The following is a 23086-nucleotide window of genomic DNA, read 5'->3' as shown; positions in this document are numbered from 1 at the left end:
ATCCGCCATTCTGCGTCGGTTAGGTCTCCACGTGCCATCGCTGCCTCCTAAAAAGCAGCTTTGAATCAGACCATAACTGATTTGAGAAGACACTTTGTCAACATGACCTAGTGTCCTGTCCCGCAAATAGCTTTACATAAGCGTTCGATCTTTTCGAAGATTTCCTGGCTTGTGGCGGTCCAGACAAAAGGTTTCGCCTTCGCATTATAGGCTTGGACGAAGGCGTTGATTTTTTCGACCAAGTCCTTGGCACTAACGAAAGAGGCGCGACGTATCTGGCGTTGTGTGATGAGCGCAAACCACCGCTCGACCTGGTTGAGCCATGATGCATAGGTCGGCGTGTAATGGATATGGAAGCGCGGACGTGCCGCAAGCCAGGCACGGACTTTCGGATGTTTGTGGGCTGCATAGTTATCGACCACAAGATGAGCGTCGAGATCAGGTGGGACGTTCGCCTCGATGTGCTTGAGGAAACCGAGGAATTCCTGGTGTCGGTGACGGGCCCGGCATTGGGTGAGAACCTGACCGTTCGCGATGTCGAGGGCGGCGAATAATGTGGTCGTTCCGTGCCGGACGTAATCGTGTGTGACGCCTTCGAGATACCCAAGACCGAGCGGCAGTACAGGTTGAGTGCGTTCCAGCGCCTGGATTTGTGTCTTCTCGTCAACGCAGAGCACGACTGCATGATCTGGTGGATTGAGGTAGAGCCCGACGATGTCCTTGACCTTGTCAACAAATAGAGGATCGGTCGAGAGCTTGAAATTTTTCGAGCGATGCGGCTGAACGCCGAACAATGTCAACATGCGTCCAACAGTGGTCTTGGACAGGCCTGTGGCCGCCGCCGCCGCGCGTACCGTCCAGTGGGTGCCGTCGGTGGGTTTGCTGTCGAGAACCGTGCGCAGCAGTTGCGCTACCCTCTCTTCGTCATGAGTTCTCGGTCGTCCAGGTCGGGCTTCCCCGTAAAGTCCGACGAGCCCCTGTTCAAACCATCGCTTACGCCAATGGCAGACCGTCGGGTTCGTCGTCCCAAGCCGGTGGGCAATCGCGGTATTGGTTTCGCCATCGGCTGAGGCCAGCACGATCTGCGCACGGCGAACCACGCTGTGAGGAGCTGAATGGGAGCGGCTGATGCGCTCCAACTCCTCGCGTTCGCCTTCACTCAGACAAAGGATGCGTTCTTGCGGTCGACCGATACGCGCCATATCCGTTCTCCTTGCAGATAACGAATCTTCTGCCCGTTGCGACCTTATGTAAAGCTATTTGCGGGACAGGACACTAGGCAGTGTGGGCGGATTTGACCAAGATGAATGCGGCGGCGATGGAAACGATGGCAGCAAAGTTGCGCTTCGTCTTCTCGCAGCGTAGTGCGACCCGCTTGAAGCGTTTGAGCTTGCCAACGGCCTGTTCGATGCGCGCGCGACCTTTGTAGATTGCCTTTGCGAAGAAGCCCGGCTTTCCCTTCTCGTTGGAGTTGTGCGGGATCACCGGAATGATGCCGTGCGACCGGGCTGCATTGCGATTGGCTTGCTGGCGTATCCCTTATCGGCAACCGCTGCCTTGGCCTTGATGTCGGGGCCGAGGTCGAGCAAAAGCGGGAAGTGCGGCGCGTCGCCTTTCTCTCCACCGGTCAGGTCGAAGGCGATAGGATAGCCCTCGAAGTCGGTCTTCAAATGGATTTTGGTCGTAAAACCGCCGCGTGATCTGCCGAGCGCCTGGCCGTCCTGCCCCCTTTTGCCCCGGCCGCCGAGACATGGGCACGCACAATCGTTGCGTCGAACATCTGCACCAGATCGGCCGATGAAGACAACGACGCAAGATGCTTGAAAAACAGGTCGAACGTGCCTGTCTTGCTCAGCCGATCGAAGCGTTTCCAGACGCTGTTCCATTTGCCGAACTGCACATGCAAAGCTCCCCATGTGATGTTGTGGACCGCGAAATAGTGCAATGCTTCGAGGAACAGCCGGTCGTCGCGGCCCTTGTCGCCTCGGCGCGGTAACGAGGCGCGGAAAACCTCAAGCGCCACTGTCCAATCGTCTTCTGTCATCTTCGTGCTCATGCCGACCTCCAAATCAGTCGGCACTCCATGAATCAGACTAAGCTCAAGTCAGGAATCCCAAAGGGGCCACATGCGGCAATCCGCCCACACCGCCTAGTAGCAACGGCATAATCGCTCGGCCACGTGCTATCGCGCATGCAGCCCAATGAGGTTTGCAGGAAGGATCGTGAAGATGGCCTGACAGTCGATCGGCGTTTGGAAAGCCCGTTTAAAAAAACGGCACGTGGTGCCGGCGGACTTATTGGGTCACTGAACGCGCGGATGTCCATCGTGGCCATGGGGGTTACCCATGAGACCGTATACGTTGACGCAGACTGATCCGAACACGGTAAAATCCTCTTGCAGACGGGCGGGCCATACGCTTTTTTATACATCCATCCTCGGCCTCGCAGCCAGGCACCGAGCGCACTTCGGCTGATCGTCACCTGCCGTTCGACGGACAAGCACTCGACCATCTCATCGAGAGTCACGTCCGTCACGTCCTAGCGTTCTTCGATCAACTCGATGACGAAGGCCTCGCGTGCATCCAGTGCCGACGGCCGCCTCCAACCCTGCGGTCGGGAGGTTCGCTCACCGTCTTTCGCTCTTGCAATCCGGCCGATCGCCGTGCAAATGCCAACCTCGAACCGAGCCGCCGCCGGCCGGGCCGAAAGGCCAGCAGCAGACGCTTTCAACAAACGCAATCGAAGGGCATCGTCCAATGCCCGTGCCATCATCCACCTCTTCGCTGTGGATGTTGAATCAGCCGCGCATCGCATCGTCACATCACGGTTGATTCATTGATCGCCGGATCGGCTCTAGAAACGGTTGGCGATACCGATACTGATTACATCTTGGTCGAAATCCGACCTCAGGCCCGCCAAGTAAACCGGCGAGAAATTATTATAGCGATATTCCATACGGATAAATGTGGAGTTTGTGGCGGCCCAATCGATGCCGAGACCGATCGTCCAGCCATGCGCCACTTCACTATCGTCGGGATCTTTGACATAGGCATTCGTCGCCGTCGAGCCGCCGGCGGCATATAGAAGAACGTCACCAAACGCGTATCCAGCGCGCACCCGGGCGGAGCCGGAAAAGCCTGTACCAACCCGAGCTCCATAAAGGGGCCTCTTATTCCAATCATAATTGACGTCCGCTTCGACGCCCACGACATACCCACTGGAAACCGTCCAATTGCGGCCAGCGAATGCGCCAATACGACCACCAAGGAAGTCCTCGTCGTCGCTCCCGCACACACAGGTGCCGAAGATCCCCTGTGTCCATCCATAACCCACGTGAATCCCAACATAAGGTCCTTCCCATAGACCGATCTGTGGCTCATCATAAACAGGCGGGACCGGGACGCTCATTTCCACCAGATCCGCCCCTTTTGCGTTTACGCTCAATGAAAGAAATACGGCCGACGCCAGATGAAACATCGTCTTCATGAAATACCTCCAAAAAATATTTGATGCGTTATTGCAATAAAGAATACCCATTCAAAAATGGCGATCAAACGCACAACTATTTCAAGTGTAACGTAGGTGATGTAATCAACATTTTTTTGCATATCGTCACAATTACTAACTTGTACATTTCGACAACTTCACAGGGAAGTTTGTTTTTTTCACGCAACGTGCGCAAGATTTAAAACAGTTGCATATGTAAGAGTGACATTCAAACTTGGTTGTCTAACACCGATAATATTCGAGATTGATCCGGCTCTGACGGCCAATCCTCGACTGTCGTTTCCAAACGGAGATTTTATGGCTCAAAAGCGCATGTCGTCAGGCAGTCTGCCTCCCCAATCGCCTGACAAGGACAATTTGATCTTGTCAGATGATGACTTTTGGAAGGAAGCCGGAAAGCTTGCCGACGGACACCATCGTTCGAAGCGTTTGCGCCTGCTTGGCGCTCCAGAGAACCTTGTTCTGGATAAAACATCCCCGAGCAATCGAAATGACGCAGAACTGCCAAAGACATTCTCTGAACGCGATAAACCAGACGAACAGCTCGAGAAGCCCAGGCGTCCGAAAGCCTGGTGGGAAGGCCTGGATCCAGAAACTTTCGCCATTGTCCGGGATCGACTAGGTCCTGATTTCCATTTTGGAATGGATGACCCTGCCCGGGCCTGGAAACCCGTTCCACCACGACGATTCCGGGAATTTCCAAGCTGTCTTATTCAGATCGATGCTCATACATTTGTCAGTAAACGCCGTTTTGTAGAACACGTTAAGAAACACCGCAAAACCGAAATCAGCCCTGAAGACATTGACGGCTTTATCGGTAAAAGCAACGTGATCCTGAAAACGCCGAACGGTTACTTATCACCCGAGACCCTGAAAACGACCGATCCAGGCCTGCGGAAAACCTTGATGAGAGAGCAAGGACTATACGAGCCAATCGGTTTACGGAGCGGCTTTTTGAAGCTACCGGAGATTATCGTACACGCAGATGAAAACACGTTCGTCAGCGGCGAAAAACTCAAGATGAAACTCGACTCAGCCGGCGTGAAGTTCGGTCAGCTTCTCTATGAGGAGCAGGCATTCTTGCTCAACCATACCATTTCTGGAAACCAAACAGGGAACTTTTCTGTATTGGGTCTATATGCGAGAGGTTATCGCAAATTAAGCAAGCTCCAAAGAGAACAGCTCAACCTGCCGGAGAATGTTCAATCAAAATTACCCAACGACCGTACCTGCTCACCATACCGCGACTTTACAGAGGATCTTTATCCACGCGTCGGCGAGCGTTTATATCCCAAGGGATCGGAAGACTTTGCGAAAGAACTCACTTCTGGGTTCCTCAATCTGAAGGAGACCAATGCGAATTGGGCGTACGCCCCCCCCGAAAAGCAGGCTCTGAACATGCGACGCGACTTGTTGGAGCGAAAGCCAAACGCCGCGAGCCTCGTTCGAGATTAACCTACCTCCTTTCTTCGGGCGCCGTCGCTTGTGGCCCGATGTCGTCAGCGTGCACTGCGCCGTTCCTGCGACAGGTGTTGCCTACCCATACTTTCCGGCATTGCGTCATGCGTCTGATGAACGTTGTTGGAAAAGCGAGCAGCACCTACGCTGATGTCAATCTCCCTCGCAGCGTTGGCTGCACACGGTGAAGGAACGGCCATGATGAAGAATATCCTCGTTGTCGATGATGATAGCTCCATGAGAAATCTGCTGGTCGAATATCTGTCCCAGCACGCCTTCCATACCAGTGCCGCGGAAAACAGCCGTCAGGTAAATCGCCACATGACGGCGGAGGAAACGGATCTCGTGATCGTAGACCTCAATCTTGGCGAAGAAGACGGTCTGCAGATCGTGCGCAATCTGAGCACAAAATCCGACATTCCCATCATCATTATCAGCGGTGATCGGCTCGATGAAGCCGACAAGGTGATGGGATTCGAGCTTGGTGCGACGGATTATGTCACGAAACCCTTCGGGCTGATGGAGCTGCTGGCGCGTATCAAGGTTGCCCTTCGCGAGCGGCCGGAACGCAAGGCCGAAAATCACAACAAGGTCTATCTGTTCGACGGCTGGCGGCTCAGCACAAAACACCGCAGGTTGCGAGATGCTGCAGGCGCTGAGACTAAGTTGACGGCGGGCGAGTTCAATCTATTGACGGCTTTCCTCAAACAACCCCGTCAGATCCTGTCGCGCGAGCAGCTTCTCCTGGCTACGCGAATTTATGACCAGGAGATTTACGATCGCAGTGTCGATGTTCTGATCCTTCGCCTGAGACGCAAGCTGGAGCAGGACGCCTCCAATCCCCGTTATATCAGAACAGAGCGTGGCGCCGGTTATATTTTCGACACCGATGTCCAGCTTGAAGGACCAAGGGTGAGGCTGTAATGAAACCAACGCGCCGCCGCTTCCGATATGCGGTCACGATTTTCCTGGCCGTTCTTCCTGTGGATCTGTCGCTGGGGTTCAGCCGCAATGAGCCCGTCGCTCCTTTGCCGAATACCGAACCGCAGGACGCGCGAAAGGTGGAGCTTGGCCGCGCCTTGTTCTCCGACACCATCCTGTCGAGTAACGACGCCGTGTCATGTACCAGCTGCCACGATCTTGCCGCCGGTGGCACTAATCGTATGTCGCGGGCGATTGGGCTTGCCGATGGCAAAGTACTTTTCAATGTTCCGACGATCTTCAATGTCACGAACAATCATACTTTTGGCTGGCGCGGCAATATCAAATCTCTGGCCGCACAAAACGAAAAAGTCCTGCTTGATTATAATTTGATGGCAATCACCTGGGACACGCTGATTCCGAAACTTGCCGGCTCTTCTTATGGAGCCCAGTTCGAAGCGGCCTATGGTTCATCTCCAACCCGAGAAACCGTTCTCGATGCGTTGATTTGTTTTGAGATGTCGCTACGCACACCTGACGCTCCCTTTGATCACTATATGCGCGGGGATACCGGAGCACTCTCGGCGGAACAGATAGAAGGATATCTGCTTTTTAAGGATTATGGCTGCGTCTCCTGTCACCAAGGCTCGAATATCGGCGGCAACATGACCCAGAAGCTCGGCATATTTCTATCCGACGGTGACGCCTTGCCGTTCCGGGTGCCAAGCCTGAGAAATGTCACCGCCACCGGCCCCTATTTTCATGACGGCTCGGTCGATCAACTGCCGCAAGCGGTTTCCATAATGGGTAGACTGCAGCTCGGCAGGGAGCTGTCGGAAAAAGATGTCACAGCCATCGTCGCTTTTCTGTCAAGCCTGACCGGCGTCTACGACGATGGAAGCCTGCCCAACCCTGGGGACGGTGCCAGATGAGAATCGCCATCCTGCTGGTCGCCGGTCTGGTATCCATGATCCTGGCGATGAGCAGGGGGCCTGACGGGGATGGCCACGAAGCGATTCTCAATGCCATGAGAACCATCAATCTCAGTTACGCCGCTCTGCAGCGTGACGTACTTCAGGCTCGCTCGGGGATCCTCAAGAACTACGATTTCCTCGGATTGGCCATCGATCGGATGCGCGCCGAGGTACAGACGATCGACGCGCTGACTGCCTCGCTCTCATTCGTCGATTCCACCGAACGGGACGGCTGGATAAAGGTTATGAAAAATGCGCTCGATCGGAACGAGGTCACGATCGAACGCTTCAAGTCCGGCAATGCGCTGATCCAGAATTCGCTGAAGATCTTTATCCAGACATGGCGGGAAATGCAGGCGCGGCCGCGCGGCCCCAACTTCGTCGCTCTTATGGATGTTCAGCAGCTCGGCCAGCAGATGTGGCAGTTTCAGAATACGCCGGACCCGGAACTTGCCAAAGAGATCCGGCGAGGTCTGATGCGTCTGCATGATACCCCCTCGCCTGCCATCGACGATCTGAAAAAGCCACTTCTGGACCACGGCTACCTCATCCTGAACACCCTCCCTTCCGTCGACGAGATCGTCGGCGGGATACAGGCATCCGACGGCATCGATGGAAGCCTTGAGTTCCAGCGCGCGTATCTGCAGCAGTTCGGGCAGATGAGCAGGCAAACCTCCAAGGCGCGGCTCATCCTTTCGGGCATTTCTCTCAGCCTTTGTGCCTATGCAACCTATCTGGCGTTTCGCCTGAAATTTTATGCCGACAGCCTGCGCTGGCGGCTTTACGTAGAGCAGTCGGTCAACGACGCCATAACCCGCCTGTCACTGGAGCCCGAGCGCTTCCGGATCGTCATGGACGGAGCGCTCAAAAAAATGGCCGAGGTTTTCGGCTTTGGAACCGTCTCGTTGATCACCCTGAATCCAGACAGCTGGGATGTGACCGGCGTCTTCACCCCAGATGGGCGGCCCAATGCGCCTGAACCGCTGGTCCAGGATTTCATCGCCGACCTGCGCGAAAAGCCGCAACCTTTTTCGGATCCGGTACTATGGCGTCACCGCGCGCCAGGTTCGCCGCTTGCCGCATTCTGCGATCTCGTGTGCAAGCGAAAGCCATTGGCGCTTGCATCGGCGGCTAAACCTCATGAGGGACTGGTGGTGATGCTGGTCGCCGAGTGCCGGCTGGCCAACTGGAACATGCGAACCGATTCGCAGATATTGCGCATGACGACCGAACTCCTGGCGTTGGCTATAGAAAAACATCACCGACTGACCGAACTGGATGAGTTGGATCGACGCCTAGAGGAGGCGCAGCGTCTGGAGGCGGTCGGTACGCTCGCAGGGGGGGTTGCCCACGAATTCAACAATATCCTGATGGCAATCATGGGATATGCGGAAATGGCCGTGGCTGCGCTTACTCCAGGCCTTCCCACACGCGCCCATGTCGAACATATCCTGACGGCCGGTCATCGCGCCAAGCTGGTGGTCGATCAAATGCTTGCCTTTGGTCGCCTGCGGCGGAACCCAGCGCTTCCCTTCAACGTGACGGCGGCGGTCACCGAGATCCTTTCGGATATCGAAATCTGCGTCACCCCCTCGGTCAGACTCCATCTGGATATTCCCGATACTCTCTTGGTCATCCTGGGCCATCCGATCGAGATCCAGCAGATACTGGTCAACCTGTGCAAGAACGCCGCCGAAGCGATCGGTGGCCAGGGCCATGTCAAACTCAAGGTCACCACAATCGATGTCACGACGGAGCGCGCCCTGTCGCATGGGCATCTGCAGACGGGACACTATGTCTGGATCAGCGTCACGGATACGGGGCCGGGTATCGCGCCCGGGCACCTGCAACGGATTTTTGAGCCGTTTTTCACCACCAGGGGAGACAAGGGCGGCACAGGGCTCGGCTTGTCGGTCGTGCACGGAACCGTCAAATCGTTGAAAGGATCGATGCATGTCAGTAGCATCCTGGGCAAGGGGACACGTTTTGACATGTTCTTCCCACATCTTGAGGCAAACCTCGCTCCACAGATGATCCACCGGCAGCTGGAGGATATTCCGACCGGAAGCGGCGAACTCGTCGCGATTGTCGATAGCGACGAAACATCTCGCCATATGTGGGAGGAAAGGATCGCGGCGCTGGGCTACGAGCCGGCCGGCTTTCCGTCGACTGGGGAGCTTTCCGACTGGTGTTCGCGCGGCCAGACATGGCCCGATGCGATGGTGCTTGTCGCGTCGGATCGAAATACAAACCCCGGTCTGCCAGCTGTCCTGAGCGATCTGCCGCGCATCGTTATCTGCCGCGCAATCGGTGCTACGCCGCCGGCGGGATCACGCCATGTGCTCCGAGAGCCGGTCGGCGCGCGCGGTCTGGCCGTGGCCATGCGGGCGGTGCTGGTGCCGGCCACGGAAGGAAAGATGGCCGCGCGTCGATAGCACTGCCACATCTTCGATGCCATCTCAAATTAGATGATTTCAACTGAAATACAGATACAGTTTCTATTATGTTGAATTTGACTAACCCAAATGAAGATCCCACATTTCATTGTATCGACGACAGAAGTTAGGCCGGCATTTCGGCAACATCTCTCGCCTATCCTCCCGCGCGAGAATGCCGGGCCTGAGAACGCACAGCTTTCAAACCACAGGAGATGAGAATGCTGGAAGAACAAAAACTGCCGAAGAAACCGGGCAAGGGCCTGAGGATCGTACGTTCGGAATCAACACCCGACGATGACGATTATTACGACGATCGCGAACCCTATTTCGACGATATCGCCGAGGAACATCACGCTTTTGCGATGGAATTGTTCAACGAAGTACTCAAATCCAAAAAGTAATTTTTTAACAACATACATACCAAAGGAATAAGACTATGGGCGAACCTGAAGACAATTTTAAGGAATTGGCGGAAGCTGATAGAAACAGAACATATCGAGTTATAGACGATTTTGAAGGAAGCGTATTTAAGATATACGTGGGACAACCCGCTGGAAAAATGTACTTCTCGTATCCTATCAAAGATTTTGAAAGTAAATTCGGCAAAATTACTGGAGATATGATCTACAATACCCATCAGATCACATTTGTAGACCGGCATGGCAACGCTTTCGCGGCAAGCCAGTTGAACAACAACCTTTATGACCAGCAAGCGGACAATGCCGCAAACGGCAAACCCCCCGGCGAAGCCAGGAAAGAAATGACCGCGAGGGCCAAAAATATACTTCTGGCATATGGCCTACCGGATAATATATTAAAACCCGCAAGAGTTTCGCAAGGTACTTTTCTCAGTGAAAGAACTCAGCAACAAGAGCAATTCTACAAGTTGCAGGGAGAAAAACAGTTCCTGGATACCCCAGGTGGAAAGCGCCCGTTTCAATACGAGTATCAAAACAAGATCACCTCCGGCTCGCGAATGGGTGACTGTGTGGTCAATCATGGAGGGTACCTGATACATGTCTATTGCACGCCGGGGGATGGCTTTTCAACGGTCAAAGCAATAACCCAGAATTTTACGATTACCGATAACCAGGGACGGCAACACGTTCCCCGAGTGGGCGTCGTCTCCAGTAGCAATACTGCACATGACAGTAAATTTTTCGAAACGCGCCCTAAATGGGGCACCCCCGACAAACGTCTTGCACTCCGCGTCGAAGGGACCCTCAGCGCCTACACGCCGCAAGTCACGGTCACTCTGGAAAAAAATGGCAATATGATCAATGCCGAGTACGTCCTCCGTGGATTTCCCGATAGCAAGGAGGCATCGCTACTGCGGGGAGGTCCGCTCCCCAAGTACAACGATCATATCCCGGTTCACGTACGGGATCAGTTTGGGACTATGATGCCCATCGAAATGACGGATCCTAAGAGACTTGGAGAAATTCTTCCCCAACTGGGAATATATTCGGGATCTTGGTTTACACCCACTCAACGACAATGGCAAAGGGATGGTAAAAAACCTATCGATTTTCAAAACGCCCCCCCCGAGCTGTTTGAAAAATACGGGCGTGACGACCTCGTCCGTGTCCATTATATGGGCCAGTATGTCCCTCTGGACAGCGAGCTATTGAAACAACATGTTGCTCACCTGCCGCCAGCTCAACGCATGGGAATCTTCACTGAGGAACATTTCCTGGTTGCAACGATCGGTAAGCATGGCGGGAGATTCGGTGCTCAGCGGCCCGCGAATGCGTACTCGCAAGACGGCAACCCGTTACCCGAGAGCGCCTATAATGCAATAACGAGCTTTCATCTCGGCGTCGATGACATCAGGCCTACACATGTCGAATACGACGCAGCTCCACGGGCACCTCTTCCGGCTGGATACGACAATCAAGTTGCGCTCGACCATGGCGGGTACAATCCCGCACATGCTCCATACAATCCCGCACATGCTCCATACGATCCCGCAAATGTTCCATACGATCCCGCGCATTCCGGGGCCGGCGTTAAACCAGAGCATGGGGACGTCGATATGACGCATATTCCGCAACACATGACGAGCGAGTTTCGAGTAGTGCCAACCCCACATCGCGGGCAAGATGAACGCGGTCGCGGTCGTTCAGACAGCGTGAATTCGGGACTTTAACAGAATTTAACCGGCCAAGATACTCCAGAACCATATACTGCGGCGTTCACCAGAGATCGTCCGTCGGATCCAGAATTTAACATGGGCGACCCGTTTGCGGGCCGCTCCGTATTCAAAAGGAATTGTCTCATGGCAAGGACGCTCGAATATAGAACCGGCTTCAACGCTCCGCCGAAGTCACCCTACGATGCGCGTGCCGGAGAACGGATGCGCTACCAGATACGTGGTGTTGGCGCCGACGCAACCGCAAGAGGGCAGCGCTTTCGCAACAGCAAAAGTGTCCTTGACAATAGGGACAAGCGAAAGAAAGTCTCAGACCAGCTGAGCCATCTGCCCACGCTGCCGCCGCGGGATCAAAGAAAATATATCTTTGATAAGAATAGCGATCTGTTTGCGCCGGAGCGGTATTATCATGATTTGGAACATCCCGAATACATTGTTCACGAAAAGCGCAGCCTGAAGGGGCGAACGCGGGTCTTTTACGCGATGTCCGTGCCGACCGAGGCGGAGAAGGCGGCAGGGGTGCAGCCCCGTCCATATGTCGCCAAGATCATCCAGACCCGTAACTTCGCCAGGATCACCCGTAGCAGTAAGGAAATCGAACGGAGTTTCGATCAAACCGGAAAAGAGATCGAAAAAACGAAAAAACGCAGTAACGGCCGCCATTTCCAAAAATTCAATCGTGTGGGAAATCAATTGGTTCGGACGGAATTCCGGACAAATCGTCTCAGAGACGGCGTTCTCTGGGGCCAACACAGGGAAGAGCTGGGCTCCGTTGACATGCACGGGAAGCGCCGGTTTGAAATCACGCGTGGCAGTGGCAGGCGTGGCGAAACTTACGAGTTCGACGAAAAAACCGGCCTCATGAAGCAAACCGGCCATGTGGGCTGGACCTCTTCAATTGCGGAAGTAAAATCCGAGGACGGTCGGCTTAAAACGACGAGCATCAAAAGGCTTGGTCGGGCAGACAGGACATCGCAGTCCCATCTGGACCCAAAAACCGGAGAGATAACCAGCGAAGAAACGCTTGCCAAGCGGGGTTTGACAGGCAGTTTGACAGTCACCCTGGACGACAATGACGGCAGTGTTAAAGCTATTCGCCAAAGGGGTAAACTTGGACGTTTGACTAAAATCACTTATCTGCCGGAAACAAAAAATGGCGTAATCCAGAAAAGGGTAGAAAAAAAGAGGTGGTTGTGGCTGGACAGCACCAAAACCGTTGATCTCACGAAAGCTGAAAAGCTTCTTCAGGAGGCGCGGAGAACCGCAATGAGAGATAACCCACGCCGCCCAGGCCCTTCAGCTTGGAACCCCGTGCCTGGCATTCCCGGAACATCTGGCGCCGGAACTCAACCCTTTCCCAACCCTCCGTTGCCCCACCAGCCGGCAAATGGGTGGACAGCCAATGGGAAGGGACCGAGTGGAATTCTCCCTGGCCCACCTCTTCCTGGCCAACCTATAAATTTCAGCATGCCTAGTCCTTACGGCTCGACCTCGCCCGCCTCGCAAACGGGGGCGGTGCCCGGCCAGCCGGCAAATGGGTTGCCAGCCAATGGGAGCGGGCCGACCGGAATTCTCCCTGGCCCACCTCTCCCTGGCCCCCAGGTAAATCCAAATTTCGGCACGAATAATCCTTTCAACGCGATCCCGGTCCCCTCGCAAACGGGCGCGGCGTTCGGATCCATCCCAAGACCGCTGCCGTCCGGGAATTTGCGCCAGGGCTCTGGATTACCTGCTCCCGTCCCGTCCCCATCCGCTCCCAGGCCATGGAACGGGAATAGCACCAGCGGATATTCGTCATCGGGATCTCCTCCGAAACCTACGATGCCAAACGTGAACAAGCCCGACTGGCAGAAAAATACGGGGCTTCCCCGACAAGGCATCGAAACGGGCCTTGACTTTGGTGGCGAGGGGCCGGCCAAGAGAAGCGGCACTGCCGCTGTTCCTCGGATTCCAACGGAGGCGCAGCAATACCTCGGAATGCACTCGGCGCCGGCCTCCAGTTCCCAGCGCGACGGGCGACCAGCGCCGGGCGCTACCCCACCCCGCAGGACATATGCAGACTTGGTCGCACGCGTGAAGGCTCTTTCCGGAGCAAATGGCGGCGAAGAACGTTCGTCATCGGGACCTTCCCGGAGTTCTGGGCCTGCAATAACGGAGCCGGAAACCATGGAGCAAATACTCGCTGTCGCGACGGCTTCTAGAAAAGCCCCCTCAAACCCACGTGATTTCGCAGACCGGCAGGCCAGATCAAGATCCGATGGCGGGGGTCGTCCGTGAACGTCGATGGAGCGGAAGGGGGGTCGCGGCATTTGGTCATTGTGCTCGGTGCCGCTGACGACGGTTCCGAGCTTGATGAGTCTTTACCTGTTCGATCCGCGAACATTCTCGAACGCGCGCAAATTGGCACGCGTTATTCTGTTAAGGTCAAAGGTATATCAGCCTGTCCGCTATTCCATCCGGATATATTTGCTTCGGCTTGGCTCTTACCTTCTCTTGTCGAACAAAGTGTGGCTTCAGACGAGGAACCGCATGCCGACGAAGACGCTCAGAGAATTTCCGATAAGCCCCCACCGGCGACCTGCCGCGACAACTTCCTCGCCGGCAAAACTGAAAATCCGCGGATTGGACGCACGGGAAAAGCGGGGGCCGCTCCAGCGGATCGAGAACTGGTCCCAAGCGGCAACACCCTAAAAGATGCGGCCAAGTCCGTGGGCATTTCTGACCAGACTTATTGTCTGTGGAAGACGGCCGGGGCTTAGTCAGCTGTCGAAGCGACGATATCTCAAATTTCGGCAGACGCCGAATTCATTCCCGCTCGAAGAAGAATACGGGCGCCTGGGAGCGCTTCTTTCCAAAAAGCTGCGCACGGAGAGCGCCGAGCTTCGCAAACGGCTCGGCATAGGTCAGAGCAATTCCAGCAAAGCGGGAGCCGGTTTTGCATCCGGATCGCTTAAACGAAGACATGGAGCATTGGAGGCGAGGCGACTCCATTTTCGCCGGAAATGATAGTGCAAATCCTGTTCAATCCGGATCATATTCTGCTGCCTTGAAGTAGGTCGCGCATTCCGGCGGCGTGAAGCGGTGCACCAAATCAGCGACCTCATCCCACAGGGCATCGGCCGTTCGTTCTGCCCGCCCTCTCAGCATAGCTTTCAACTTGGAGCATGCGTTTTCTTGCTTTGCCGTGATGGCTCTCCATGTGGGGTTCCTGTTGAGGCCTGAGACAGGCTGACAAGCCAGATCTGTTGTGTTCCGACTTTCGTGAGACGCCCTTTTTAGTCAATGCCAACCTCGAACCGAGCCGCCGCCGGCCGGGCCGAAAGGCCAGCAGCAGATGCTTTCAACAAACACAATCGAAGGTCATCGTCCAATGCCCGTGCCATCATCCACCTCTTCGCTGTGGATGTTGAATCAGCCGCGCATCGCATCGTCACATCACGATTGATTCATTGATCGCCGGATTGCTCTCGCCCGTGAATGCTCAGGATACCTTTGGATATTCGCTTTCCTCAAGCGGCAAGTTGGCTGGGGACACGCGAATCTGGCGGAGATTACAGCTGAAACGCTTGAAAAATTGAATTCTTCGGGGCGCCCCACAATGTTGGGAGCTTGATCGACGCAATTGCTCAGAAAGGCGCGGCCTTGGAAACGGAACTAGAATCAACAGTATTGGATCTTGCTCGCGATCTTTCGCGGGAAGAATTGCGCCAATTGACGGACGACCAAAGAACTCAACGTAGGTTGCAGCGAAATAAACAAGCAGCATTTAACTCACGGCAAAGACAAAAAGAGAATGCTCAAAATCTTAACCAGCGAAATGAGGAGCTCAAGCTTGAAAATCAAGCCCTTAGGCATGAGGTTGCAGGCCTCAGAAAATTTATTGAAAAGCACCTACTTGAGGGAGCATTGTTAGAACAAGAGCTTCCAAGCCCCCCCCCGGGCCGTGCCATTGGACAAGTGAAGGAGCCCAGCTTGGTTCAAGCGTCCCTTCAACGGGATCTGGAACCTGGAACCGAAGGGCTGACGAACTCGGCAGAGCCGGGAGGCACTGTTTCATTGGCCCCCGTTTCCTTTGGCCATCTATCGCAGCAGCTCTCTAACCTCGAAAATTTCGGTATCGATGGCTTCCCCGGGCCTTCCAACGGCGACCTTCATTTCAGCCCTGACCTTGGGCTTGAAGTGCCAAACCCTGGCGTGGCGCCACACTCAATGGGCCCGTTCAGTATGCCGGGTGCTGATCCATTCGGTTTGACTAACCTCGATTCACAGGTTTCCTTCCGCGATCTTGACATAGATTCCACATCTCAACTGTTGACCGACGATTTCGTCCGTCCTCCAGCGGGAGACGATTTTGCGTACGCTTTCAACCTTGGTGACGCGCTTCCGCCTGACGTTGCTGATCCAACTGCCACAGCGCACCATCTTACCGGCAACATTGGCGGCAATTTATTTCCTGCGGCTCACCCCCAGCCCGGGTTCGATGCTAAAGTGTTTAGTCATGCTTCCCTGCAGGAAATATACGCTGGATTTCCGTCGGAGAAGGCTGGATCATCTGGCCCCTCGTTGGACGCGGCCCACCAGATCACCCCGGAATCGCAGGAGCATTCTGCCAGTTACCCAGGCCTCGCAGCCAGCCCGGAATTGCTAAGGAATTCGCCGTTACGTCTATTGGGGAGCCGGGCCTTGCCGGTCGCGACAGATACCCAAGGCCCCGGTACCACCAGGAAACGTGGTGATCACGAACACGGTGATGGACCATTCCCCAAACGCCAGCGGCTCCATACCATTGTCGATTTGACCTCTCCAACTGAGCCGGTCACAGCATCCTCCGGCATGGTGCCAGAACCCGCCAGCCTCGGTATCCCACAAATTGGGATTGACGGTCCCGCGACGCGTAGCCCACGGAAGGAGCTGTATCCCCCGCGGCCGGTAGACCGCACGCCGGATCAAAACTCGATCTGAAATGCTAGAGTTTCCGGCAAAAGCTGAGTCGCCTTTAATGTTCTATGCCTTTGTTTTTACGCAGTTCCTGGGCGCAAAACCGGTCCCGCTTTTGCTGAAATTGCTCTAGCAGGCTGTTGAAGAAGTCTCAGGCTTGGGCTTTTAGAACAGCTTCGTCGCCGTTTTGGTATGCGAAGGCAATCTCAATCGAGCCATCGTCGAGCAATTCGGCATGCCCGTCGCCCGATATCTCGTCCATTTCGTCAAATCCGTACCATGTGAATGAGATCGTGGACTGGCTGTAACCGAGATCGAGCCTGGCTTGCATTGCTCCGAAGGCGATTTCGCCCCGGCCACTCGCCCCGATGGAGATTGCGGCGGGCTGGACCAGATCGAGATAATCACGATCCCATAGATCGGCCTCGACGATCCGCCAGCGGCCAATCAGGCGGCAGCGAGAGGCCGCGCTCATGATGGCACCGCCATCAGTTTGGGCAACCAAGTTCCTTCAGGCCGATGCCGAATTTCTGGGGCCTGCGGCCCTCGTCCAGCTTGAACCTGGCGATCAGCTGCTTGGCGAGCGAACCGTGCACGCCCTCGCCGATCTGCACGTATTTCCCATGAAGTTCCATGCCGTGGGTGAAGTTCGGGCCGGGCCCGCCATTCTTCTCGATGCCCATGTCGCCGGTCGCCACGCCCTGACCGAGCCGTCCTCGGTATAGAGCACTTCGGTTGCCGCAAAGCCCAGATAGATCTCGACCCCGAGGCCTTCCGCCTTTTCGGCCAGCCAGCGACAGACATTGCCGAGCGAGATGATGTAATTGCCGTGATTGTTCATCAGCGACGGCATCATGAAATTGGGAAGCCGGATCGACCGGGCGGGACCTAAGAAGAGGAAATGATCGTCGGTGACCTCGGTCCTGAACGGGTGCCCTCCTCCTCGCGCCAGCCCGGTAAGAGCGCGTCGAGGCCGACCGGATGGACCACCGCGCCGGAGAGAATATGCGTGCCGACTTCCGAACCCTTTTCCAGCACCCCCACTGAAAGCTCCGGATTGACCTGCTTCAGCCGGACCGCCGCCGAAAGACCCGCTGGATCCGCACCGACGATAACAACGTCGAATTCCATCGCCTCGCGCTCCGGCAATTCATGGGTGGCAAGTTCCTGTTCGCTCAATGCGGGTTCCTCACGCAATCTGAACAGTGCTGCTCGAACTCGACAAGCGCACCGTGAAAGTCCTTGGGATGCGCGAAGATAACTGGCTTACCCTGGGCACCGATCTTCGATCCGCCGTCACCCAGCACCCTTGCACCGATCCCGTTCATGGCGCCCAATGCCGTAACGATATTGGACACTTCAAAGCATAGAGGATGGATTCCGCCGGACGGGTTTTTCTCCAAAAAAGCACCGATCGGAGAGTCCTCCCTCAAGGGATGCAACAGTTCGATTTTCGTGTTCGCAAGCATGACGAAAACAACAGTAACCCCGCGGTCGGGAAGATCTTGACGTTCTGAGAACTCGCCCCAAAAGCCGGTACTGATCGACAGCCTGAGCAAGATTTGGCACAGCGATGGCTATGCGGTTAAGCCACGTCATCAACGGTTCGCTCATGCGTTCCTTCGTTTGCCTTCGAGAATATCGATGATCGAGTTTGCGGCATCAAGCACATTGGTGCCGGGGCCGAAGACGGCGGCGACGCCGTGGTCCATCAAGTAGTCGTAATCCTGTCGCGGCACGACGCCGCCGACCACGACGATGACGTTTTCGGCACCTTTTGCCTTCAGCGCTTCGACAAGCTGGGGTGCAAGGGTCCTGTGACCGGCCGCGAGCGACGACATGCCGACCACCTGGACGTTTTGCCTGACCGCGAGGTCGGCCGCCTCCTCCGGCGTCTGGAACAGGGGGCCGGCGAGAACCTCGAAGCCGATATCGCCGAAGGCCGACGCGATCACCTTGGCGCCGCGGTCATGTCCGTCTTGGCCGAGCTTGGCGACCATGATCTTCGGCCTGCTGCCAAGCGTTTGGGCGTAGCTGCCAAGCCGCGAGACGATCGTCTTGTATTCCGGGTCGTCCTCATAGGCGGGTCCATAGATATCGCTGACCACTTCCGGCACGGCGGAATGATCGCCGAAGGCCTGCCGCATCGCATCGGAGATTTCCCCGACGGTGGCGCGGGCGCGGGCCGCCTCGATCGCTACTTGCAGCAGGTTTCCCTCGCCGGTTTCCGCAGCTTCCTCCAGGACGGCGAGTGCCGCCGCTACCCGCTTCGGATCCCGCTGCCGGCGAACCTCCTCCAGCCGCTTGATCTGGCCTTTGCGAACCGCGGAGTTGTCGATCGCCAGGATGTCGATCTCGTCCTCGTTTTCCAGCCTGTATTTGTTGACGCCGACGATGATTTCCTCGCCGCGGTCGACGGCGGCCTGGCGGCGGGTGGCAGCTTCCTCGATCAGCCGTTTCGGCAGGCCGTCGGCGACCGCCTTGGTCATGCCGCCCATCGCCTCGACTTCCTCGATCAGGGCCCAGGCCTTTTCGGCGAGCTCATTGGTCAGGCTCTCGACATAATAGGAGCCGGCCAGCGGATCGACGACCTTAGTGACGCCGGTCTCGTGGCTGAGGATCAGCTGGGTATTGCGGGCGATGCGGGCGGAAAAGTCTGTCGGCAGCGCCATTGCCTCGTCGAGCGCGTTTGTGTGCAGCGACTGGGTGCCGCCGAGCACCGCTGACAGGGCCTCATAGGCCGTGCGAATGACGTTGTTGTAGGGGTCCTGTTCCTGCAGCGACACGCCCGACGTCTGGCAGTGGGTGCGCAGCATCAGCGACGAAGACTTCTGCGGCTTGAACTCCTCCATGATCCGCGACCAGAGCAGGCGGGCGGCACGCAGCTTGGCCGCCTCCATGAAGAAGTTCATGCCGATCGCGAAGAAGAAGGACAGCCGGCCGGCGAACTCGTCGACGCTGAGGCCCTTGGCAAGTGCTGCCCGGACATATTCGCGGCCGTCTGCCAGCGTGAAGGCGAGTTCCTGGACCAGCGTCGCGCCCGCTTCCTGCATATGGTAGCCGGATATCGAAATCGAATTGAACTTCGGCATTTCCTTTGCCGTATATTCGATGATGTCGGCGACGATCCGCATCGAGGGCTCGGGCGGATAGATATAGGTGTTGCGGACCATGAACTCCTTCAAAATGTCGTTCTGGATGGTCCCGGACAGTTCGGCCCGCGAACAGCCCTGTTCCTCGCCGGCGACGATGAAGGAGGCGAGGATCGGGATGACCGCGCCATTCATGGTCATCGACACGGACATGTCCTTCAGCGGGATGCTGTCGAACAGGATCTTCATGTCCTCGACGCTGTCAATCGCAACGCCCGCTTTGCCGACATCGCCCTCGACGCGCGGATGGTCGCTGTCGTAACCGCGATGGGTGGCGAGGTCGAAAGCGACCGACAGGCCCTTCTGACCGCCGGCGAGATTGCGGCGATAGAAGGCGTTCGAGGCTTCGGCGGTCGAGAAGCCGGCATATTGGCGGATCGTCCAGGGCCGGCCGGCATACATGGTGGCGCGCGGCCCGCGCACGAAGGGCTTCATACCGGGCAGAGAATCCAGATGATCGATGCCCTGCAGGTCTTCGGCGGTATAAAGCGGCTTGACATTGATGCCTTCGGGCGTGTGCCAGACCAGCGTTTCCGGCGAAGCCTTCAGCTCCTTCTCGGCAAGCGCCTCCCAATCCTTTACGGTTTTGTCCGACATCACACTCTTCCAAAAGATACTGAAATTGACTTAAGTGCTACCTAGTAGTACATTGATAAAAAAGGGAGATCGCCAATGTCTGTCAAAGCGTCCGTTTCCATCTCCAATCAACAAGATAGTTTCGCCCGCAAACTTGTCGAGGATGGCCGGTATGCAAGCCTGAGCGCTGTCGTTCAGCGCGGCCTGGAGCTTGTGCGCGAAGAGACCGAATTGAAGGATGCCGAGCTTGCGGCACTGAAGATACTGCTGGATCGCCGCGCCGAAGGCAAGTTTGTGACAATGGAGGAGAGCCATAGACGCGTTGAAGCGATGATCGCGGCGAAGAGAAAAGCCTATGGCCTATAAGGTCATTCGCTCGGAAGAGGCCGACCACGATCTTGAGCTGATTTTTGACCACCTTGTCGAATCCTACCTGGCCTTCGGCGATCCTTTGCGGGATGCGTTCGACAGGGCAATCAAGCGTATTGCAGCGGTCGAGACCGACATGGAAGCCTTGTCGCTTGCGCCTTATCAAGGAACGCTGCGTGGCGAACTCAGACCGAGCTTGCGCCACGTTACGAAAAACCAGGCAGTCTTCTATTTTGAAATTGATGAGGCCGATCTCAGCATCCGCATCCTCGCAGTCTTTTACGGCCGCCAAGACCACCAACGCCATATGCTGACGCGCTTGGGAATGTCTTAAGCGTCGGTCAGCCATTTGTATCACTCGAACTCCATGATCAGCTCATCCACCGCCAGGCTCTGCCCTTGGCTGGCGGAGACGCGTTTGACGATGCCCTGTCTCTCCGCCTTCAGCACGTTCTCCATCTTCATCGCCTCGACGGTCGCGAGCGTCTGGCCGGCGTCGCCGGCTTTCACCGAGACGGAGGTGATGACGCCGGGCATGGGGCAGAGCAGCATCTTCGAGGTGTCGGGCGGCAGTTTTTTCGGCATCAGGCGGGTAAGTTCGGCGACGCGGGGCGAACGCACGCGGGCGGTGACGTCCATGCCGCACCAGCGCAGCCGGATGGCGGAGCCGACGAGGTTGATCTTGACCCCCATCACTTCGCCGCTGACATGGAACCGCCCAGGCGGGAAATCGGAACCGCTCATACCGTAGCCTGTCATGCCTTATGATCGGGTTCGCTTTCCTCTTTGGCTCAGACCCGGAAATTGACCGCGGTCGTAAGTTGAGGGGCGATAATCGTGGCATTGCTGTAAGCCAGCAACCGGATTGGGGAATATGCTGTTGAATCAATATGCTCTCCTGGTCGTGCACGCACTCCCATGTGCCAACACTTGACGATGGTCACTGCAAGTCCGGCTGTTGATTCAACTTGTATTTCTCGCAAGGGGATGCCGCTGGCCTCGAAGATATTCCGCTTGGTTATCTCCAGAAAACTCGTTCGTTGAGAGATCCGCCTCATGTTTCTTTCCATATTCGACGTATTCAAGATCGGTATCGGCCCTTCGAGTTCCCATACGATGGGACCCATGTCGGCGGCCAACCGGTTTCTCGGCCTCATTCTTTCCAATGAATGGCCGAGGCCGACCGGTGCGCATGTGGCGGCGCTGAAGGTCAGCCTGCACGGCTCGCTTGCTTTCACCGGTATCGGCCATGGTACGGGAAGGGCAGTGATTCTTGGCCTCGTCGGCGAGGAACCGGCCAAGGTCGATCCGGACCGGATGGACGAGATCATCTCAGGGGTGGAGCGGACCGGCCGTGTTACGCCGCCCGGGCATCCGCCCTATGAGTTCCAGCCGAAGAACGACCTGATCTTCGACAAGAAGCAGTCTCTACCGGGCCACGCGAACGGCATGAGTTTTTCGGCTTTCGACCGCGACGGGCGGCTGCTCCTGATGCGTATCTATTCTTCTATCGGCGGCGGTTTCGTCGTGACGGATACGGAACTGGAGGCAATGCGTACGTCCAGGAAGGCATCTTCCGATTCACGCGTGCCTTACCCCTTCTCGTCGGCCAAGCGGATGCTCGACATGGCTCGCGGCTCTGGTCTGACGATCGCCCAGATGAAGCGGGCCAACGAAGAGACGAAGATTGGCACGGCGGAGCTGGATGCCGGTCTGGACGGCATCTGGGAGGCGATGACGAACTGTATCGACCGGGGTCTCAAGGTCGACGGCATCTTGCCGGGCGGGCTCAAGGTGAAACGCCGGGCGAGAGCGATCCACGACAAGTTAAACGAGGAGTGGCGTAGTAACCGCCTCAATCCGCTGCTCGCCAATGACTGGCTCTCCGTCTACGCCATGGCGGTGAACGAGGAAAATGCCGGCGGCGGGCGTATGGTGACGGCGCCGACGAACGGGGCAGCCGGCGTCCTTCCCGCGACGGTGCGCTACCACCTGCATTTCCACGAGGATGCGACGCAGGAGGATATCCGCAATTTCCTGCTGACCGCCGCGGCCGTGGGCGGCATCATCAAGCACAATGCTTCCATTTCGGGTGCAGAAGTGGGCTGTCAGGGCGAGGTTGGTTCAGCGGCTGCAATGGCGGCGGCCGGGCTTGCCGCGGTCATGGGCGGTTCGCCGGAGCAGATCGAGAATGCGGCCAAAATCGCCCTGGAGCATCACCTCGGCATGACCTGCGATCCGATCGCAGGCCTCGTGCAGGTTCCTTGCATCGAGCGCAATGCATTTGGCGCCGTCAAGGCGGTGACGGCTGCCTCGCTGGCGATCAAGGGCGATGGCACACATCTGGTACCACCCGATGCCCACAGGTCCAGGTCGCGAGAGATAAACTCGTTGCCATACGCTGTTTGTTTTTGGATAGCCGGTGTTGCTGCAGATGCATTCCAATGTCTGCACCACGGGGTCGGTTCCGGCTGGGGGCGAAATGACACTCTAGAGCACATCCTGTTCAATCCGGGTCATATCCAGCAGCCCTGAAGTAGTTTGCGCATTCTGCCGGTGTGAAGCGGGGGATCAAGGCGCCGACGGCATCCCATAGAGCAT

General features: G+C 56.5%; 16 protein-coding genes and 8 pseudogenes. 12 read left to right on the top strand and 12 right to left on the bottom strand.

Annotated elements, in window-relative coordinates; translation table 11 throughout:
• Positions 1 to 107: 107 nt before the first annotated feature.
• The 6 genes and pseudogenes from MOV63_RS26620 to MOV63_RS26595 all read right to left on the bottom strand — a co-directional run bounded on the left by MOV63_RS26620 (position 108) and on the right by MOV63_RS26595 (position 3486).
• Positions 108 to 1202 (bottom strand): IS630 family transposase, encoded by a 1095-nt coding sequence (locus tag MOV63_RS26620; RefSeq protein ID WP_247038408.1) that lies wholly within the window; start codon positions 1200 to 1202, stop codon positions 108 to 110.
• Positions 1203 to 1275: 73 nt separating this feature from the next.
• Positions 1276 to 1485 (bottom strand): transposase, encoded by a 210-nt coding sequence (locus MOV63_RS32890; RefSeq protein WP_247038406.1) that lies wholly within the window; start codon positions 1483 to 1485, stop codon positions 1276 to 1278.
• Positions 1482 to 1774 (bottom strand): annotated as a pseudogene (locus MOV63_RS26610) (transposase); the annotation flags it as partial. The gene MOV63_RS32890 and the pseudogene MOV63_RS26610, both read right to left, overlap by 4 nt.
• Before the next feature lie 66 nt (positions 1775 to 1840).
• A pseudogene (locus MOV63_RS33075) lies at positions 1841 to 2044 on the bottom strand (transposase); the annotation flags it as partial.
• Positions 2045 to 2424: 380 nt separating this feature from the next.
• A pseudogene (locus tag MOV63_RS26600) lies at positions 2425 to 2769 on the bottom strand (IS630 family transposase); the annotation flags it as partial.
• A gap of 84 nt (positions 2770 to 2853) precedes the next feature.
• Positions 2854 to 3486, bottom strand: a complete 633-nt coding sequence (locus MOV63_RS26595) for an outer membrane protein (RefSeq protein WP_247038404.1) — start codon at positions 3484 to 3486, stop codon at positions 2854 to 2856.
• Between the two features lie 222 nt (positions 3487 to 3708).
• Here MOV63_RS26595 and MOV63_RS26590 point away from each other — a divergent pair, with 222 nt between their 5' ends.
• From MOV63_RS26590 to MOV63_RS26555, 8 genes are all read left to right on the top strand, one after another.
• Positions 3709 to 4962, top strand: coding sequence for a hypothetical protein (locus tag MOV63_RS26590; protein ID WP_247038402.1), 1254 nt, complete (start codon positions 3709 to 3711; stop codon positions 4960 to 4962).
• A gap of 201 nt (positions 4963 to 5163) precedes the next feature.
• On the top strand, positions 5164 to 5889 hold the full coding sequence (locus tag MOV63_RS26585; protein WP_309500850.1) for a response regulator: 726 nt from the start codon (positions 5164 to 5166) through the stop codon (positions 5887 to 5889).
• The gene (locus MOV63_RS26580; protein WP_247038400.1) at positions 5889 to 6818 is read left to right on the top strand and encodes a cytochrome-c peroxidase; all 930 of its coding nucleotides are present in this window, start codon (positions 5889 to 5891) and stop codon (positions 6816 to 6818) included. The genes MOV63_RS26585 and MOV63_RS26580 overlap by 1 nt, the downstream gene beginning before the upstream one ends.
• Positions 6815 to 9295, top strand: coding sequence for a DAHL domain-containing protein (locus tag MOV63_RS26575; RefSeq protein ID WP_247038398.1), 2481 nt, complete (start codon positions 6815 to 6817; stop codon positions 9293 to 9295). Before MOV63_RS26580 ends, MOV63_RS26575 begins: the two co-directional genes overlap by 4 nt.
• A gap of 221 nt (positions 9296 to 9516) precedes the next feature.
• The gene (locus tag MOV63_RS26570) at positions 9517 to 9699 is read left to right on the top strand and encodes a hypothetical protein (RefSeq protein WP_247038396.1); all 183 of its coding nucleotides are present in this window, start codon (positions 9517 to 9519) and stop codon (positions 9697 to 9699) included.
• Positions 9700 to 9734: 35 nt separating this feature from the next.
• Entirely contained in the window at positions 9735 to 11447 is a 1713-nt protein-coding gene (locus MOV63_RS26565) for a hypothetical protein (protein WP_247038394.1), read from the top strand.
• Positions 11448 to 11576: 129 nt separating this feature from the next.
• Positions 11577 to 13727, top strand: a complete 2151-nt coding sequence (locus MOV63_RS26560; protein WP_247038392.1) for a hypothetical protein — start codon at positions 11577 to 11579, stop codon at positions 13725 to 13727.
• Positions 13724 to 14209 (top strand): hypothetical protein, encoded by a 486-nt coding sequence (locus tag MOV63_RS26555; RefSeq protein WP_247038390.1) that lies wholly within the window; start codon positions 13724 to 13726, stop codon positions 14207 to 14209. Before MOV63_RS26560 ends, MOV63_RS26555 begins: the two co-directional genes overlap by 4 nt.
• A gap of 262 nt (positions 14210 to 14471) precedes the next feature.
• On the opposite strand, the pseudogene MOV63_RS26550 reads toward MOV63_RS26555, so the two are convergent.
• Positions 14472 to 14624: pseudogene (locus MOV63_RS26550) on the bottom strand (IS630 family transposase); the annotation flags it as partial.
• Positions 14625 to 15059: 435 nt separating this feature from the next.
• Between MOV63_RS26550 and MOV63_RS26540 the strand changes: the two are divergent.
• Positions 15060 to 16412, top strand: a complete 1353-nt coding sequence (locus MOV63_RS26540; RefSeq protein WP_247038388.1) for a bZIP transcription factor — start codon at positions 15060 to 15062, stop codon at positions 16410 to 16412.
• Between the two features lie 127 nt (positions 16413 to 16539).
• Here the strand turns inward: MOV63_RS26540 and MOV63_RS26535 are convergent, their stop codons facing one another.
• The 4 genes and pseudogenes from MOV63_RS26535 to scpA all read right to left on the bottom strand — a co-directional run bounded on the left by MOV63_RS26535 (position 16540) and on the right by scpA (position 20137).
• On the bottom strand, positions 16540 to 16863 hold the full coding sequence (locus tag MOV63_RS26535) for a hypothetical protein (protein ID WP_247038386.1): 324 nt from the start codon (positions 16861 to 16863) through the stop codon (positions 16540 to 16542).
• 28 nt (positions 16864 to 16891) lie between these two features.
• Positions 16892 to 17519: pseudogene (locus tag MOV63_RS26530) on the bottom strand (NAD(P)/FAD-dependent oxidoreductase); the annotation flags it as partial.
• A gap of 44 nt (positions 17520 to 17563) precedes the next feature.
• A pseudogene (gene mce, locus MOV63_RS26525) lies at positions 17564 to 17987 on the bottom strand (methylmalonyl-CoA epimerase).
• A gap of 11 nt (positions 17988 to 17998) precedes the next feature.
• Positions 17999 to 20137, bottom strand: coding sequence for a methylmalonyl-CoA mutase (scpA, locus tag MOV63_RS26520; protein WP_247038384.1), 2139 nt, complete (start codon positions 20135 to 20137; stop codon positions 17999 to 18001).
• Between the two features lie 75 nt (positions 20138 to 20212).
• On the opposite strand from scpA, the gene MOV63_RS26515 reads away from it, so the two are divergent.
• Positions 20213 to 20482 carry a type II toxin-antitoxin system ParD family antitoxin gene (locus MOV63_RS26515; protein ID WP_247038382.1) on the top strand — a complete coding sequence of 90 codons (270 nt, stop codon included), beginning with the start codon at positions 20213 to 20215 and terminating at the stop codon, positions 20480 to 20482.
• Entirely contained in the window at positions 20472 to 20819 is a 348-nt protein-coding gene (locus MOV63_RS26510) for a type II toxin-antitoxin system RelE/ParE family toxin (RefSeq protein WP_247038380.1), read from the top strand. The genes MOV63_RS26515 and MOV63_RS26510 overlap by 11 nt, the downstream gene beginning before the upstream one ends.
• A gap of 20 nt (positions 20820 to 20839) precedes the next feature.
• Here MOV63_RS26510 and MOV63_RS26505 read toward each other — a convergent pair.
• Positions 20840 to 21220, bottom strand: a pseudogene (locus tag MOV63_RS26505) (biotin/lipoyl-containing protein); the annotation flags it as partial.
• Between the two features lie 321 nt (positions 21221 to 21541).
• On the opposite strand from MOV63_RS26505, the pseudogene MOV63_RS26500 reads away from it, so the two are divergent.
• Positions 21542 to 22846 (top strand): annotated as a pseudogene (locus tag MOV63_RS26500) (L-serine ammonia-lyase); the annotation flags it as partial.
• Positions 22847 to 23086: the final 240 nt, after the last annotated feature.

This window comes from Neorhizobium sp. SHOUNA12A, assembly GCF_023006505.1.
Classification (GTDB): domain Bacteria; phylum Pseudomonadota; class Alphaproteobacteria; order Rhizobiales; family Rhizobiaceae; genus Neorhizobium.
Note: the sequence above shows the minus strand (reverse complement) of the source record. Positions and strands in the feature narration are given on the sequence as shown.